The sequence below is a fragment of the Pseudomonas sp. H3_A02 genome (assembly GCF_054671965.1).
Window position 1 is genome coordinate 2,447,898 of sequence record NZ_CP162807.1, and the last position, 15,060, is coordinate 2,462,957.

Here is a 15,060-nt window from a genome sequence, read left to right on the forward strand (position 1 = left end):
GAGCGGGCTCAACCTCGGCTTATTGCTGGGCGATGCTGTAGCCGTCGAAGGCTTTCTGCTGCTGCAATGCAGTGACGATGCCCTTGCGGGTGGCCGGTTGTTCGGTGCCGTCGTTGTCCAGGAAGGTTTCGCTTTCCAGCTCGGCTTCGTCGCCTTCGCCGACGAAGTTGAAGCCCAGGAATTCGAAGGCTTCGCGGTCGACGTTCGGCTTGGAGCGTGGTGTGCGCAGGGGCAGGGTGACGCTGATGCCGTCCTTGCTGATGACAAACACTTCGGCTTCCTTCTTGGCCCGCGAGGCCTTGCCTTTGCTGCCGCTCGGGTTGCTGATGGCCTGGTGGGTCTGGTTCAGCACTTTCAGGGCCAGGCCGTAGACCAGTTCCTGGAACGACGGGTCGTCCTTGTAGCTGGAGAGGATGCGGCTGATCGGGAAGCGGCTGCTCAGGTCTTCCAGGGCCGCGAAGTCGGCGGCTTCGGCGTCCTTGAGTTGTTTGAGCTGGCCCATCAGTTCGTAGGCCTTGTCGTCGTCGAAGGCATCGTGGGCCTGGCGGATGGCGTTGCGCAGTTCGCGGATCTGGTCGCTTTCGCGGTTCGACTGGAACGCATCGAGGACCATTTCGCTGATAGTTTTGGCCTGGGGCAGATGCTGTGAAAGATTGATGGAGTTTTCGTATTCCGCTTTGGACGACAGGGTGACTACGGATTCAGCGGTGTTGGAATCGGACATTGAAATTTCACTACTTCTGTTAGCGGGATGAGGCGAGAAAGGCATTGAGCTTTTTTCCGGTCGCCTAATCTATTGGACCCGAGCGGTGTTGTCACGGTCGGACCGGTAGCAACTGACCATTTGTTGCCGGTGGCGGGTTTCAGTCTCGCATCAGGTCCATCAGTCGCAACGCATCGGCGGTCGCGGCGCCGCTGGCGGTGTTGTCGAAAATGCACCAGGTCGGTGTGTCGGAGTCGGCTTTCAATGCTTGGGCGAGACGCTCCAGCCAGGCGTCTTCGTAGGCCGAGTAGTAAATCCGTGGCGAACCGTGCAGCCGGTAGTAGCGAATGCCAGGCCAGCCAGCGGGTTGATCGCCGCCGGGTAATGGCGACGGGTCGGCGGCGACACGGCCGATGCATTCGTCTTGCAGGATCGCGGCAGCCTGGGGGGCGAGCCAGCTCGGGTGTCGCGGCTCAAGCACCGCATACCCCTGGTAACGGTCCCGCAAGGCCTTGAAGAACGCTCCGGCCACGGCCGCCTCGAAGGCCAGCGACGGTGGCAACTGAATCAACAGGCAGCCAAGTTTTCCCCCTAGTTGCGAACATTGCCCGAGGAATTCATCCACAAGCCCTTTGCAATCGATCAGCCGCCGTTCATGGGTGATCTGCTTGGGCACCTTGACCGAAAAGCGAAAGTCCCCGGCAACACTGTCGGCCCACTTTGCATACGTGGCGGGGCGGTGCGGGCGGTAGAACGAGCTGTTGATCTCCACGGCGGGGAATCGGCTGCTGTAGCGCTGCAAATGCGTTCCTTCCGCCGCGAAGGCCGGCCAATGCTCCCGGGGCAGCGACCAGCCGGCGCAGCCCAGGTAAAGACGTGATGAGGGGGGAGAGGTCGAGTCGGCAAGGGCGAAGGCCTGATGGCGGCGGATACAGCCTATGACCTCAGCCAGCGCCTCATGTCTGCATTGTTTTTTGTCGTTGGCGGGGCACCGTTCATTCACAAATCACATTCCTGCCCGCCATCTTGGAGCGATACAGCGCCTGGTCCGCACGGTGCAACAACGTCGCGTGCTGTTCATCGTCGTACCGCTGCACCACGCCAAAACTCATGGTGATCTGAAAGTCGCCCACCGGCAGCAGGTCGGACAGGCCTCGGCGAATGTTCTCCGCCAGCAGGCAGGCGTCGGCCAGGGTGGTGTTGGGCAAGATCATGATGAATTCGTCACCGCCCCAGCGCACCAGCAAATCACCGTCGCGCTCGCAGTGCTGGACGCTCTGCACCACTTGCACCAGCGCTGCGTCCCCGAAGGCGTGGCCGTAGCGATCGTTGATGTCCTTGAAGTCGTCGACGTCCATGGCGATCAGCGACAGCGGTTCGCGGAAACGCTGTGCGCGCTCACAGGCCAGCGGCAGCGCCTGGTCCAGGCGATAGCGGTTGGCGACTCGCGTCAGGGCATCGGTTTCGGCAAGCCTGCGGTTTTCGTCGAGCTGGATCTGCAACTGATGGTTGACCCGGGACAGTTCGCGGGTGCGTTCTTCGATGATGGCTTCCAGGGATTTGTTGCGCCGTTCCAGTTGTTCGAACAGGCGCTTCTTGTCGTCGATACTGCGATGGGCGCCGATCATGCGTGCCACCGTGCCGTCCGGGTTGCGGGCGATCACGTAGCCGCGGTCCTCGATCCAGATGTAGGACCCGTCGCGCGCGCGGCAACGGTATTCGGCCTGGTAGCGGTGGGATCGTTGTTCCAGGTAGTCGTCGAACAACGCCATGACCCGTGGGTAATCCTCCGGGTGGATCACGCTTTCCCAAGTCAGCACGGTGTTGTCCAGTGAATGGGGCAGGTAGCCAAGCATCGTGTACCAGCCGGGGTTGCGGTAGACGAAGCCGGTGTTGGCATTCCAATCCCAGATGCCATCGCTGACCAGTTCCAGGATGGTGTGCAGCACGCCTTCGTCCAGATCGGACAGGTCGAACCGCAGCATGTCGATGTTCGAGGCATCTCCCATCGTCGTTTCCTCAATCAGCCTTGATATCAAAATGCTCGTCCAAGGAGAAAGAGTAGCTGATGGGGCGGGGCGTCACTAGCGGGGGATGTTCAGGCGGGATTTGCTTTTGTGGCGAGGGGATTTATCCCCGTTGGGTCGCATAGCGGCCCCCAAAGTCATCAAACCCGACTCACCTGCTATGTGAACCGACAGCCTTGGGGTTGCTGCGCAACCCAGCGGGGATAAATCCCCTCGCCACAACATCACCCGGCTGGGGGGTGGGGTTTGCCCCATTTCTCCAGCGCAAACTCGACAAAACTGCGCAGTTTCGGCAAACGGTAGCGATCCTGCGCATACATCAGGCTCATCGGCCGATGGGGCAATTGGTAGTCCTGCAGCAACGCCACCAGGTGTCCATGCTTCAGGTCCTGGGCGACCAGGGCATCGGGCAGCATCACCACGCCCATCCCGGCCAGGGCTGCGCGATGCAGACCCGAGGAACTGTTGATCAGCATCGGTCCGTTCACCGGCACTTTGATCTCGCCGTCCGGCCCGTTGATGGGCCAGTGATCCTGGGCGAAGCGCCATTCGTCTGCTGCCGAATAGGCGAACGACAGGCAATCGTGTTGCTGCAGATCCGCAGGTTGTTCCGGCGTGCCGCGCCGGGCCAGGTAAGCGGGGGAAGCGCAGATGGTCAGGGTGTAGTCCAGCAATGGGCGGGCAATCAGTTTCGGGTCGGGATGGCCGAGGCGGATGGCGACGTCGAATCCATGGTCGAGCAGGTCCAGGCGCTGGTTGGTCAGCACCACGTCGAGCTTGACCTGGGCGAAGCGCTGGCTGAATTCGGCCAGGGCCGGCGCGAGGCGTTCGGTGCCGAAGGTCAGCGGTGCGGTGATGCGCAGGGTGCCGGTGGGCTCGCCTTGGGTCTGTTCGGCCAGGCGCTCGGAGTCGGCCACCAGCCCCAGTACTTCCAGGCAGCGCTGGTAGTAGGTCGAGCCGAATTCCGTCAGGCGCTGGCGCCGTGTCGTACGGTTGATCAGGCGCACGCCGAGGCGTTGCTCCAGGGCACGAAGATGATTGCCCACCATGGTGGTGGACATTTCGCACGCCTGGGATGCCGCGGTCAGGCTTCCGGTTTCGACCACCTTCACGTAAACGGTCATTGCCTGGAACAGGTCCATTATCAAGCTCGGCTTTTAAATGATTGAAGTAAAGCAGTGTTTATCCAGTCTTGGTGGCTAACCATACTGGAAAAAACCAACCAATGGAGCCTGATGCCATGACTGCTGCCTGCCTGATGACCACTTACCAACCCCTGGCGCTGAATTTCACCCATGGCTTGGGGACGCGCCTGTGGGACCAGGACGGCCGCGAATACCTCGATGCGGTGGCGGGCGTGGCGGTGACCAATGTCGGCCATTCCCACCCGCGGCTGGTGGCCGCCATCAGCGAGCAGGCCGGCCTGCTGTTGCATACGTCCAACCTGTACAGCATCGATTGGCAGCAACGCCTGGCGCAAAAGCTCACCCGGCTGTCGGGGCTGGAGCGGGCGTTTTTCAACAACTCAGGCGCCGAGGCCAACGAAACCGCGCTGAAACTGGCGCGCCTATACGGCTGGCACAAGGGCATCGAGCAGCCGTTGGTGGTGGTCATGGACAATGCGTTCCATGGGCGCACCTTGGGCACCATGTCCGCCAGCGACGGCCCGTCCGTGCGGCTGGGCTACAACCGTTTGCCGGGGGATTTCATCAAGGTGCCGTTCGGCGATCTCGCGGCGCTGGAGCAGATTCAACAGGCTCACGCCGAACGCATCGTCGCGGTGCTGGTGGAGCCGATCCAGGGCGAAAGCGGTGTGCAACTCGCCCCACCGGGTTATCTCAAGGCCTTGCGGCAGCTGTGCAGCCGGCGCGCCTGGCTGTTGATGCTCGACGAGATCCAGACCGGCATCGGTCGCACCGGCCAGTGGTTCGCGTTCCAGCACGAGGGCATCGTGCCGGACGTCATGACCCTCGCCAAAGGCCTGGGCAACGGTGTGCCCATCGGTGCCTGCCTGGCACGGGGCAAGGCTGCCGAGCTGTTTACCCCTGGCAGCCATGGCAGTACGTTTGGCGGCAATCCGCTGGCCTGTCGGGTCGGTTGCACGGTGCTGGACATCATCGAGGAACAAGCGCTGGTGGATAACGCCAGGCACCAGGGCGAACAGTTGCTGAGCCGGCTGCGGACGGAGTTGGCGGACAACCCGAATGTGTTGGCGATTCGCGGCCAGGGCTTGATGATCGGCATTGAGCTCAAGCAACCGGTCCGCGACCTGACCCTTCGCGCCGCCCAGGACCACGGCCTGCTGATCAATGTCACCCGGGGGCAGACCATCCGCCTGCTGCCGCCGCTGACGCTCGATGGGCGGGAAGTGGAGATGATTGTCAGGGGCGTGAGCCGCTGTCTGGCGCAGGGCTGAGGGGCGTTCGCCCGGCGGACGGTTTTTATCGGTGAGCCGGGCGAAGCGCAACGCAGCGGGACGGAATTTTTAACGATTGGCGCGTTCCAACGCCTGCCAGAGTCGATTGCTTACGCCCTGGCACTTCAGACTGAAAACCAGGAGCATTCCATGTTCACCTCGCGTCGCTTGATCGTTGTCGCTACTGCTGTGGCCTTGTTGTCCGGCTGTGCGTCGCCTAACCCCTATGACAACCAGGGCCAGGCCTCTACCGAATCGTCGGGCATGAGCAAAACCGCCAAGTACGGAGGCCTTGGTGCGCTGGCGGGAGCCTTGGCCGGTGCGGCCATCGGTCACGATAACCGTGGCAAGGGCGCGTTGATCGGCGCGGCGGTGGTGGGGGCTTCCGCGGCCGGCTACGGCTACTACGCCGACCAGCAGGAAAAGAAACTGCGCGCCAGCATGGCCAATACCGGTGTTGAAGTGCAGCGCCAGGGTGACCAGATCAAGCTGATCATGCCGGGCAACATCACCTTCGCCACTGACTCGGCGAACATCGCGCCCAGCTTCTACCAGCCGCTGAACAACCTGGCCAACTCCCTCAAGGAGTTCAACCAGAACCAGATCGAGATCGTCGGTTACACCGACAGCACCGGCAGCCGCCAGCACAACATGGACCTGTCCCAGCGCCGTGCCCAGAGCGTGGCGACCTACCTGACGTCCCAGGGCGTGAGCGGTGCCAACCTGTCGGCCCGTGGCGCCGGCCCGGACAACCCGGTGGCGAGCAACGCCGACGTCAATGGTCGTGCGCAGAACCGTCGGGTCGAGGTCAACCTCAAGGCCATTCCGGGCCAGAATTACCAGCAGGCACCGCAGCAGCAGGGCCAGACTTATCAGCAATACCCGTAAACCGCTGGGTGGTAAATGAAAGGGGCCCTCTGGAAACAGGGGGCCCTTTTTTTGCCGCTAGTGTTTAGACCTTTGTGATGAGCCGCATCGCCAGCGCCTGGGCAATCGCCATCCGTCATCGCGAGCAAGCTCGCTCCCACAGGGAGTTTGTGGTGGACGCAGCATTTGCGCATGCCCCGATCACACCTGTGGGAGCGAGCTTGCTCGCGATAGCGATCTGCCTGAACCGATGATGTTGGATATGCCACCGTCATCGCGAGCAAGCTCGCTCCCACAGAGGGGTTTTCTTAAGTCAATAAAAAGCCCGCCCGATCAGGTAATCGGGCGGGCTTTTGGGTGTCGCTCGGTATTACTTCTTCAAACCGTAATGCTCATCGAGCATGCCGGGTGAATTCGGGGCCTTGGGGGCGTAGTCCCGCGGCGGTTCCTGAATCCCTTTGGGTGGGGTCAGGCGTTCCCGTGGAGTCTGTGCCGCATCGGCTTGCAGGGCGGCCAGCAGGCGCTGGCGAGTCTGCTCGTCCAGGGCCAGGCGATTGGCACCCTCGGACAAATGATCCTGGACATCCTGGTAGCTCTGGGTGAGTTTTTTCACCAGAGAAGCGGTGCTGTTGAAGTGAGTGACCACTTCATTCTGATAACTGTCGAAACGTTCCTGAATGTCGTCCAGCTGACGTTGCGTGCTGTTGGGCACCGCGTTGGGCAGCAGTCGGGCAAGCAGGAATCCAATGGCGACACCGGCAACCAGGGCAAGAGTCGGCAACAACCAAACTAAGAGCGAGTGTTCCACGAGTCCTTCCTCTATAAACGGCTTTGCTTTACGTTAACGGCTCGGACCTGCGCTGTATACCGCGAAGAACATCGCAATCATGCCAGGCACAGACTTTAGCTAGACGAGTCGACCCAATTCGGGGTCACGGAGTTCTTTCCCTTGCTTATGCGCGAAACCCCTGTCGTCATCGATGGCCCCGTGGGCCAACTGGAAGCCTTGTACCTGGACAGTGAGGCCCCCCGTGGCCTGGCGCTGATCTGCCACCCGAACCCGGTGCAAGGCGGGACCATGCTCAACAAAGTAGTCTCGACCCTGCAACGCACTGCCCGTGATGCTGGCCTGGTTACGTTGCGTTTCAATTATCGTGGCGTGGGCGCCAGTGCAGGCAGTCATGACATGGGCACCGGCGAGGTGGACGATGCCCAGGCGGTCGCCCAATGGCTGCGTGAAAAATACCCGCAACTGCCCCTGACCCTGTTCGGTTTTTCCTTCGGCGGCTTTGTCGCCGCCAGCCTGGGCGGGCGCCTGGAAGCCCAGGGGCAACCGGTCAAGCACCTGTTCATGGTGGCCCCGGCGGTGATGCGCCTGGACGAGCAATCGCCCTTGCCGACCGGTGGCGAGTTGACCGTGATCCAGCCGGAAACCGACGAAGTGGTCGATCCGCAGCTGGTTTACGCATGGTCCGATACGCTTCAGCGCCCCCATGAGCTGCTGAAAGTGGCAGAATGCGGACACTTTTTTCATGGCAAGCTGACCGATCTCAAGGATCTGATCCTGCCGCGCCTCTCGAATTGACAGCAGTCTGACAAGCGATAACCCATGACGACGCGTACCCGTATCCTGACCGGCATCACCACCACCGGCACCCCGCACCTGGGCAACTATGCCGGCGCCATCCGTCCGGCGATCCTCGCCAGCCGCGACAGCAACGCCGATTCGTTCTACTTCCTGGCCGACTATCACGCCCTGATCAAGTGCGATGACCCGCTGCGTATCCAGCGGTCGCGTCTGGAGATTGCCGCCACTTGGCTGGCCGGCGGCCTGGACGTGGAGCGTGTGACGTTCTATCGCCAGTCCGATATTCCCGAGATCCCGGAACTGACCTGGCTGCTGACCTGCGTCGCCGCCAAGGGCCTGCTCAACCGCGCCCACGCCTACAAGGCCTCGGTGGACAAGAACGTCGAAGTCGGTGAAGACCCGGACGCCGGCGTCACCATGGGCCTCTACAGCTACCCGATCCTCATGGCCGCCGACATCCTGATGTTCAACGCCCACAAGGTGCCGGTCGGCCGCGACCAGATCCAGCACGTGGAGATGGCCCGCGACATCGGCCAGCGTTTCAATCATCTGTTTGGCCAGGGCAAAGAGTTCTTCACCATGCCCGAGGCGCTGATCGAAGAAAGCGTGGCCACGCTGCCAGGCCTCGATGGCCGCAAGATGTCCAAGAGCTACGACAACACCATCCCGTTGTTCACCAGCGCCAAGGACATGAAAGACGCGATCTCGCGGATCGTCACCGACTCCCGCGCCCCGGGCGAAGCCAAGGATCCGGACAATTCGCACCTGTTCACCCTGTTCCAGGCCTTCGCCACTGCCGAACAGTCCGCCGAGTTCCGCAGCGAGCTGCTGCAAGGCCTGGGTTGGGGCGAAGCCAAGAACCGTCTGTTCCAGTTGCTCGACAGCGAGCTGGGTGAAGCGCGCGAGCGTTATCACCAATTCATCGAGCGTCCATCGGACCTTGAAGACATCCTGCAACTGGGCGCGAGCAAGGCCCGGGCCGTGGCAACGCCGTTCCTCAACGAATTGCGCGAGGCTGTTGGCCTGCGTTCGTTTGTCAGCCAGGTCCAGGTGGCCACCCAGACCAAAAAGAAAGCGGCCAAGGCGGCACGTTTCGTCAGCTTTCGCGAGGAGGACGGCAGCTTCCGTTTCCGCCTGCTTTCTGCCGATGGCGAGCAACTGTTGCTGTCGAACAATTTTGCCGACGGCAAGACCGCCGGGCAGGTGACCAAGCAATTGCAGTCCGGCCAGCCCTTGGACGTGCGCAGCGACGACCTGAGCTTCAGCGTCTGGCTCGAAGGCGAGTGCGTGGCGAACAGCCCGGCCTTCGCCGACAGCGCCGCCCGGGATGCGGCCATCGATGCGCTACGCGTCGCCCTGACGCCTGCCCAGGACTGACTCCAGCGCGTCACCCGACCATCGGCCCGAATAAGGGCCGATTGCCATTCCTCTGGGCCATCGCTACAGTGACGGCCCGTTTTTGTTGCCTTGCTAACGAATATGACGCCCCTAGAACGATATCAAGCTGATCTGAAACGCCCGGAGTTCTTCCACGACGCAGCCCAGGAAACGGCGGTGCGGCATTTGCAGCGCCTGTACGACGACCTGGTCGCGGCCTCGAACAACAAGCCGGGCCTGTTGGGCAAACTGTTCGGCAAAAAAGACCAGGTACCGGTCAAGGGCCTGTACTTCTGGGGCGGCGTCGGCCGTGGCAAGACCTACCTGGTGGACACCTTCTTCGAAGCGTTGCCGTTCAAGGAAAAGACACGGACGCACTTCCACCGCTTCATGAAGCGCGTGCACGAGGAAATGAAGACCTTGGGTGGCGAGAAGAACCCGCTGACCATCATCGCCAAGCGTTTTTCCGACGAGACCCGGGTGATCTGCTTCGATGAGTTTTTCGTTTCCGACATCACTGACGCCATGATCCTCGGCACCTTGATGGAAGAGCTGTTCAAGAACGGCGTGACCCTGGTCGCCACCTCGAACATCGTGCCGGACGGCCTGTACAAGGACGGCCTGCAGCGGGCGCGGTTCCTGCCGGCCATTGCGCTGATCAAGGAACACACCGAAATCGTCAATGTCGACAGCGGCGTCGACTACCGCCTGCGTCACCTCGAACAAGCGGAGCTGTTCCACTTTCCCTTGGATGCCGCCGCCGAAGAAAGCCTGCGCAAGAGCTTTCGCGCCCTGACGCCGGAGTGCACCCAGGCGGTGGAAAACGATGTGCTGATCATCGAAAACCGCGAGATCCGCGCCATCCGCACCTGCGACGACGTGGCCTGGTTCGACTTCCGCGAACTGTGCGACGGCCCGCGCAGCCAGAACGACTACATCGAACTGGGCAAGATCTTCCACGCCGTGTTGCTCAGCGGCGTCGAGCAGATGAGCGTCACCACTGACGACATCGCCCGGCGCTTCATCAACATGGTCGACGAGTTCTACGACCGTAACGTGAAGCTGATCATTTCGGCCGAAGTCGAACTTAAGGACCTCTACACCGGCGGTCGCTTGACCTTCGAGTTCCAGCGGACCTTGAGTCGTTTGCTGGAGATGCAATCCCACGAGTTCCTGTCGCGGGCGCATAAGCCATAGATGACTCGGAGCACAAAAAAAGGCCTGCGATTGCAGGCCTTTTTTGTGCGCGTGAGATTGAGCAGTTCACTGCATAACCCTGTGGGAGCGAGCTTGCTCGCGAAGGGGGCGGCATGTTCAGCATAGATGCAAGCTGATCCACCGCTTTCGCGAGCAAGCTCGCTCCCACATTGGACTGTATTCAACCCTTGATTCACGCCGCCTGCTGAAACTGCTGCCGATACTGGTTCGGCGACAGGTCGGTATGTTGCCGGAACAGCCGTGCGAAAAAGCTCGCGTCGTCATAGCCAACTTCGTAGCTGATGGTCTTGATGCTCTTGCGGCTGCCGGAAAGAAGGCCCTTGGCGGTTTCGATCCGCAGCCGTTGCAGGTAATGCAGCGGTTTGTCGCCGGTAGCGGTCTGGAAGCGGCGCATGAAATTGCGGATGCTCATGCCGTGTTCCCGGGCAACGTCCTCGAAGCGGAATTTATCGGCGAAGTGCTCTTCGAGCCATTGCTGGATCTGCAGGATGATCACGTCCTGGTGCAATTTCTGCCCGCCGAAGCCGATCCGTCCTGGCGAATAGCTGCGTTGCACTTCATACAGGATGTCCCGCGCCACGGCCTGGGCCACGTTGGCGCCACAGAAGCGTTCAATGAGGTAAATGTAGAGGTCGCAGGCTGAGGTCGTGCCGCCGGCGCAGAACAGGTTGTCGGCGTCGGTCAGGTGCTTGTCCTGGTTCAGGTGCACCTGGGGGAAGCGTTCCTTGAAGGCATTGAAGAAACGCCAATAGGTGGTGGCTTCCTTGCCGTCGAGCAGCCCGGCCTCGGCCAGCCAGAACACCCCGGTGGCTTCGCCGCAGAGCACCGCGCCGCGAGCGTGTTGTTCGCGCAGCCAGGGCAGGATCTGGGGGTAACGTTGGCAGAGGCTGGCGAAATCATCCCAGAAGGCTGGCAGGATGATGACGTCGGTATTTTCCAGGCCACCGTCCACCGGCATGATCACATCGCTGAAGCTGTTCACCGGTTTGCCATCGGGGCTGACCAGGCGGGTTTCAAACGCCGGCGTCAGGCCTTGGCCCAGTTGTTTGCCATAGCGCAGGCTGGCCAGGTGGAAAAAATCCTTGGCTTGCATGAGCGTGAAGGCGAAGACCCGGTCGATTGCCAGGATGCTGACGCGCCGCAAGGGCGTGGAGACGTGCATAGACATAGTTCATCTTTATTTTTATAGGGGAAAGTGGTCAACAGACGGCTGGATCGTCTTATTTTTTGTCGGATGTGTCCAGTGTCCTGTCGCACACCGCAGGCTTAGGCTCTGTCGGATAACCACGTCCAACAATAACCAAAGGTGAGCCATGATCCCAAGAACACTGTTCAGTCCCGAGCACGAATTATTTCGCGACAGCGTACGAACCTTCCTCGAAAAAGAAGCCGTGCCGTACCACAGCCAGTGGGAAAAACAGGGGCATGTCGATCGCCAGCTCTGGAATAAGGCAGGGGAGGCGGGCATGTTGTGCTCGCACCTTCCAGAAGCCTATGGCGGGCTGGACGCGGACTTCCTCTACAGCACGGTGGTGATCGAGGAGATCGGGCGCCTGGGGCTGACGGGGATCGGTTTCTCGCTGCATTCCGACATCGTCGCGCCGTACATCCTGCATTACGGCAGTGAAGCGCTGAAACACAAGTACTTGCCCAAACTGGTGTCCGGCGAAATGGTCACGGCCATCGCCATGACCGAGCCGGGCGCCGGTTCCGACCTGCAAGGCGTGAAGACCACGGCGGTGCTCGACGGCGATGAGTACGTCATCAACGGCTCCAAGACGTTCATCACCAATGGCTTCCTGGCGGACCTGGTGATCGTGGTCGCCAAGACCGATCCCAAGGCTGGCGCCAAGGGCACCAGCCTGTTTCTGGTGGAAGCGGGCACACCGGGCTTCGAAAAGGGCAAGCGCCTGGAAAAAGTCGGCATGAAAGCCCAGGACACGTCGGAATTGTTCTTCCAGGATGTCCGCGTGCCGAAGGACAACCTGCTCGGGCAGGCCGGAATGGGCTTTGCCTACCTGATGCAAGAGCTCCCCCAGGAGCGCCTGACGGTTGCCATCGGCGGCCTGGCTTCGGCCGAAGCGGCGCTGCAATGGACCCTGGATTACACCCGCGAGCGCAAGGCGTTCGGCAAAACCATCGCCGACTTCCAGAACACCCGTTTCAAGCTTGCGGAAATGGCCACCGAAATCCAGATTGGTCGGGTCTTCGTCGACCGTTGCCTGGAATTGCACCTGCAAGGCAAGCTGGACGTGCCGACGGCGGCGATGGCCAAGTACTGGGGCACCGACCTGCAATGCAAGGTGCTCGACGAGTGCGTGCAGTTGCATGGCGGCTACGGCTTCATGTGGGAATACCCGATCGCACGGGCGTGGGCGGATGCGCGGGTGCAGCGGATCTATGCCGGGACCAATGAAATCATGAAGGAGATCATTGCGCGGTCGCTTTGATGCGGTGGTGAGCCTGGGGCCGCTATCGCGAGCAAGCTCGCTCCCACAGGAATTCATGTCTGATCGCTATTTCGTAATCAGCATCGAACCCTGTGGGAGCGAGCTTGCTTGCGATGAGGCCTGCGGATCAAGGCGCCGGGTTCGGCTGATCCTTGTGAATCGCCTCGATCCCCGCCAGCACTTCATCGGACAGCTTCAGGTCGAAGCTGGCGATATTGCTGTCCAGTTGCTCCAGCGTGGTGGCGCCAATGATGTTGCTGGTCACGAACGGCTGTTGGGTGACGAACGCCAGGGCCATCTGCGCCGGGTCCAGGCCATGTTCAAGGGCCAGGGCGACATAACGGCTGCAGGCCGCTTCCGATTGCGGGTTGAAGTAGCGCATGAAGCGGCTGTACAGGGTCAGGCGGCCCTTGGCGGGGCGTGCGCCGTTTTCGTACTTGCCCGACAGGAAACCGAACGCCAGTGGTGAATAGGCCAGCAGGCCGCATTGCTCGCGAATGGCGATTTCCGCCAGGCCGATCTCGAAGCTGCGGTTGAGCAGGTTGTAGGGGTTCTGGATCGACACCGCCCGCGGCCAGCCACGGGCCTCGGCCAGGGCGAGGAACTTCATGGTGCCCCACGGCGTTTCGTTGGACAGGCCGATATGGCGGATCTTGCCGGCGCGGACCTGTTCGTCCAAGGCTTCGAGGGTTTCCTCCAGCGGAGTGAACGTTTCGTCGGCCTTGTGCTGGTAGCCCAGTTGGCCAAAGAAATTGGTGCTGCGTTCCGGCCAGTGCAGTTGGTAAAGATCGATCCAGTCGGTCTGCAGGCGCTTGAGGCTGGCGTCCACGGCTTCGACGATATGGCGGCGGTTGTGCTTGAGGTTCTTGTCGCGGATGTAGTCGATGGTGTTGCCGGGGCCGGCGATCTTGCTCGCCAGGATCCAGTCGGCGCGGTCGCCGCGGCTTTTGAAGTAATTGCCGATGTAGCGCTCGGTGGTGGCGTAGGTCTCGGCTTTGGGCGGCACCGGGTACATCTCGGCGGTGTCGATGAAATTGATGCCGGCACCCTTGGCGCGTTCGATCTGGGCGAAGGCCTCGGCCTCGCTGTTCTGCTCACCCCAGGTCATGGTGCCGAGGCACAGGGCGCTCACGTTCAGGTCGGTACGGCCTAGCTGGCGATAGTCCATCGGGAACTCCTTGGGCAAAACAATCATAAAAGCAGGTTGAAATATTTTTCGCAATCTGCATAATTGCGCACCTCTTTCTGCAGTGGAAGTGATGCGCCGCCGCCGAAGAATCTTGCCGTTGAACGGACGCGCCGACCCGAGCCCCCGAAAGCGTCTGTATCCGGCTGCCTTTGACTTGTCAAAGTACGCACTATTCAGTAAGATCCGCCGTCTAATTTACAGGGCGGCCCCTGAGGCTATAAAGAATGAAAACTTTTACTGCTAAACCGGAAACAGTAAAGCGCGACTGGTTTGTCGTCGACGCTGCTGGTCAGACCCTGGGTCGTCTGGCCACCGAAATCGCGAGCCGTCTGCGTGGCAAGCACAAGCCTGAGTACACCCCTCACGTTGACACCGGTGACTACATCGTCGTGATCAACGCTGAGCAAGTACGTGTTACTGGCGCTAAAACCACTGACAAAATGTACTACTCCCACTCCGGTTTTCCTGGCGGCATCAAGTCGATCAACTTTGAAAAGCTGATCGCCAAAGCCCCTGAGCGCGTGATCGAGACCGCGGTTAAAGGCATGCTGCCTAAAAACCCACTGGGTCGCGACATGTATCGTAAGCTGAAGGTTTATGCGGGCGCTGCTCACCCTCATACTGCTCAGCAGCCCCAAGAACTGAAGTTTTAACGGAATAGTTCATTATGTCGGCGACTCAAAATTACGGCACTGGCCGTCGCAAGACTGCAACCGCACGCGTTTTCCTGCGTCCGGGCACTGGTAACATCTCCATCAACAACCGCTCCCTGGATAACTTCTTCGGCCGCGAAACTGCCCGCATGGTAGTTCGTCAGCCGCTGGAACTGACCGAGACCGTCGAAAAATTCGACATCTACGTCACTGTTATCGGTGGTGGTGTAAGTGGTCAAGCTGGCGCAATCCGCCACGGCATCACTCGCGCCCTGATGGATTACGACGAGACTCTGCGTGGTGCTCTGCGCAAAGCCGGCTTCGTAACTCGCGATGCTCGCGAAGTTGAACGTAAGAAAGTCGGCCTGCGTAAAGCGCGTAAGCGTCCGCAGTACTCGAAGCGTTAATTTCGCTTCCGCTTTCAAAAGGCGCCCAGTTCCTCACGGAGCTGGGCGTTTTTTTATGGGCAAAATAATTGCTCTGTGACAACTTGCCACATTCGTAGAGCCCCTATACTACAAGGCTTGGCGGTTTGGCCGCTTGGTAATTACCTTGTCAGAATTGGGGCTTTT

General features: G+C 60.7%; 15 protein-coding genes. 8 read left to right on the forward strand and 7 right to left on the reverse strand.

Going from position 1 to position 15,060, the window contains the following annotated elements; translation table 11 throughout:
• Positions 1-19 precede the first annotated feature (19 nt).
• The 4 genes from AB4N80_RS10770 to AB4N80_RS10785 all read right to left on the reverse strand — a co-directional run bounded on the left by AB4N80_RS10770 (position 20) and on the right by AB4N80_RS10785 (position 3,872).
• Positions 20-724 carry a hypothetical protein gene (locus tag AB4N80_RS10770; protein ID WP_046063592.1) on the reverse strand — a complete coding sequence of 235 codons (705 nt, stop codon included), beginning with the start codon at positions 722-724 and terminating at the stop codon, positions 20-22.
• A 139-nt stretch (positions 725-863) separates the two neighbouring features.
• Positions 864-1,571, reverse strand: coding sequence for a DUF72 domain-containing protein (locus AB4N80_RS10775; RefSeq protein WP_460083051.1), 708 nt, complete (start codon positions 1,569-1,571; stop codon positions 864-866).
• 127 nt (positions 1,572-1,698) lie between these two features.
• Positions 1,699-2,712 (reverse strand): sensor domain-containing diguanylate cyclase, encoded by a 1,014-nt coding sequence (locus AB4N80_RS10780; protein WP_460081929.1) that lies wholly within the window; start codon positions 2,710-2,712, stop codon positions 1,699-1,701.
• Positions 2,713-2,954: 242 nt separating this feature from the next.
• Entirely contained in the window at positions 2,955-3,872 is a 918-nt protein-coding gene (locus AB4N80_RS10785) for a LysR family transcriptional regulator (protein WP_122567027.1), read from the reverse strand.
• A 98-nt stretch (positions 3,873-3,970) separates the two neighbouring features.
• Here AB4N80_RS10785 and AB4N80_RS10790 point away from each other — a divergent pair, with 98 nt between their 5' ends.
• Entirely contained in the window at positions 3,971-5,146 is a 1,176-nt protein-coding gene (locus AB4N80_RS10790) for an aspartate aminotransferase family protein (RefSeq protein ID WP_305468374.1), read from the forward strand.
• Between the two features lie 150 nt (positions 5,147-5,296).
• Positions 5,297-6,034, forward strand: coding sequence for an OmpA family protein (locus AB4N80_RS10795; RefSeq protein ID WP_122567025.1), 738 nt, complete (start codon positions 5,297-5,299; stop codon positions 6,032-6,034).
• 349 nt (positions 6,035-6,383) lie between these two features.
• Here AB4N80_RS10795 and AB4N80_RS10800 read toward each other — a convergent pair whose 3' ends face one another.
• The gene (locus AB4N80_RS10800; protein WP_003205372.1) at positions 6,384-6,821 is read right to left on the reverse strand and encodes a Z-ring associated ZapG family protein; all 438 of its coding nucleotides are present in this window, start codon (positions 6,819-6,821) and stop codon (positions 6,384-6,386) included.
• Positions 6,822-6,968: 147 nt separating this feature from the next.
• Here AB4N80_RS10800 and AB4N80_RS10805 point away from each other — a divergent pair, with 147 nt between their 5' ends.
• From AB4N80_RS10805 to zapE, 3 genes are all read left to right on the forward strand, one after another.
• Positions 6,969-7,598: an alpha/beta hydrolase gene (locus AB4N80_RS10805; protein ID WP_122567024.1), complete on the forward strand. Its 630-nt coding sequence runs from the start codon at positions 6,969-6,971 to the stop codon at positions 7,596-7,598.
• Positions 7,599-7,622: 24 nt separating this feature from the next.
• Complete coding sequence (locus AB4N80_RS10810; protein ID WP_122567023.1) at positions 7,623-8,978, forward strand: tryptophan--tRNA ligase; 1,356 nt, start codon at positions 7,623-7,625, stop codon at positions 8,976-8,978.
• Between the two features lie 102 nt (positions 8,979-9,080).
• The gene (gene zapE / locus AB4N80_RS10815; protein ID WP_122567022.1) at positions 9,081-10,175 is read left to right on the forward strand and encodes a cell division protein ZapE; all 1,095 of its coding nucleotides are present in this window, start codon (positions 9,081-9,083) and stop codon (positions 10,173-10,175) included.
• A gap of 193 nt (positions 10,176-10,368) precedes the next feature.
• Here zapE and AB4N80_RS10820 read toward each other — a convergent pair whose 3' ends face one another.
• Positions 10,369-11,265, reverse strand: a complete 897-nt coding sequence (locus tag AB4N80_RS10820) for a GlxA family transcriptional regulator (protein WP_205929626.1) — start codon at positions 11,263-11,265, stop codon at positions 10,369-10,371.
• Between the two features lie 244 nt (positions 11,266-11,509).
• Between AB4N80_RS10820 and AB4N80_RS10825 the strand changes: the two genes are divergently transcribed.
• A complete protein-coding gene (locus AB4N80_RS10825; RefSeq protein WP_060740744.1) occupies positions 11,510-12,646 on the forward strand; it encodes an acyl-CoA dehydrogenase family protein in 1,137 nt (378 codons plus the stop codon).
• 127 nt (positions 12,647-12,773) lie between these two features.
• On the opposite strand, the gene AB4N80_RS10830 is transcribed toward AB4N80_RS10825, so the two are convergent.
• Positions 12,774-13,814 carry an NADP(H)-dependent aldo-keto reductase gene (locus tag AB4N80_RS10830; RefSeq protein ID WP_305468371.1) on the reverse strand — a complete coding sequence of 347 codons (1,041 nt, stop codon included), beginning with the start codon at positions 13,812-13,814 and terminating at the stop codon, positions 12,774-12,776.
• Between the two features lie 245 nt (positions 13,815-14,059).
• Between AB4N80_RS10830 and rplM the strand changes: the two genes are divergently transcribed.
• Together rplM and rpsI are read left to right on the forward strand one after the other, a co-directional pair.
• Entirely contained in the window at positions 14,060-14,488 is a 429-nt protein-coding gene (gene rplM / locus AB4N80_RS10835) for a 50S ribosomal protein L13 (protein WP_003205365.1), read from the forward strand.
• Between the two features lie 14 nt (positions 14,489-14,502).
• Positions 14,503-14,895, forward strand: a complete 393-nt coding sequence (gene rpsI / locus AB4N80_RS10840) for a 30S ribosomal protein S9 (RefSeq protein WP_003205364.1) — start codon at positions 14,503-14,505, stop codon at positions 14,893-14,895.
• The last annotated feature ends 165 nt before the right edge of the window (positions 14,896-15,060 follow it).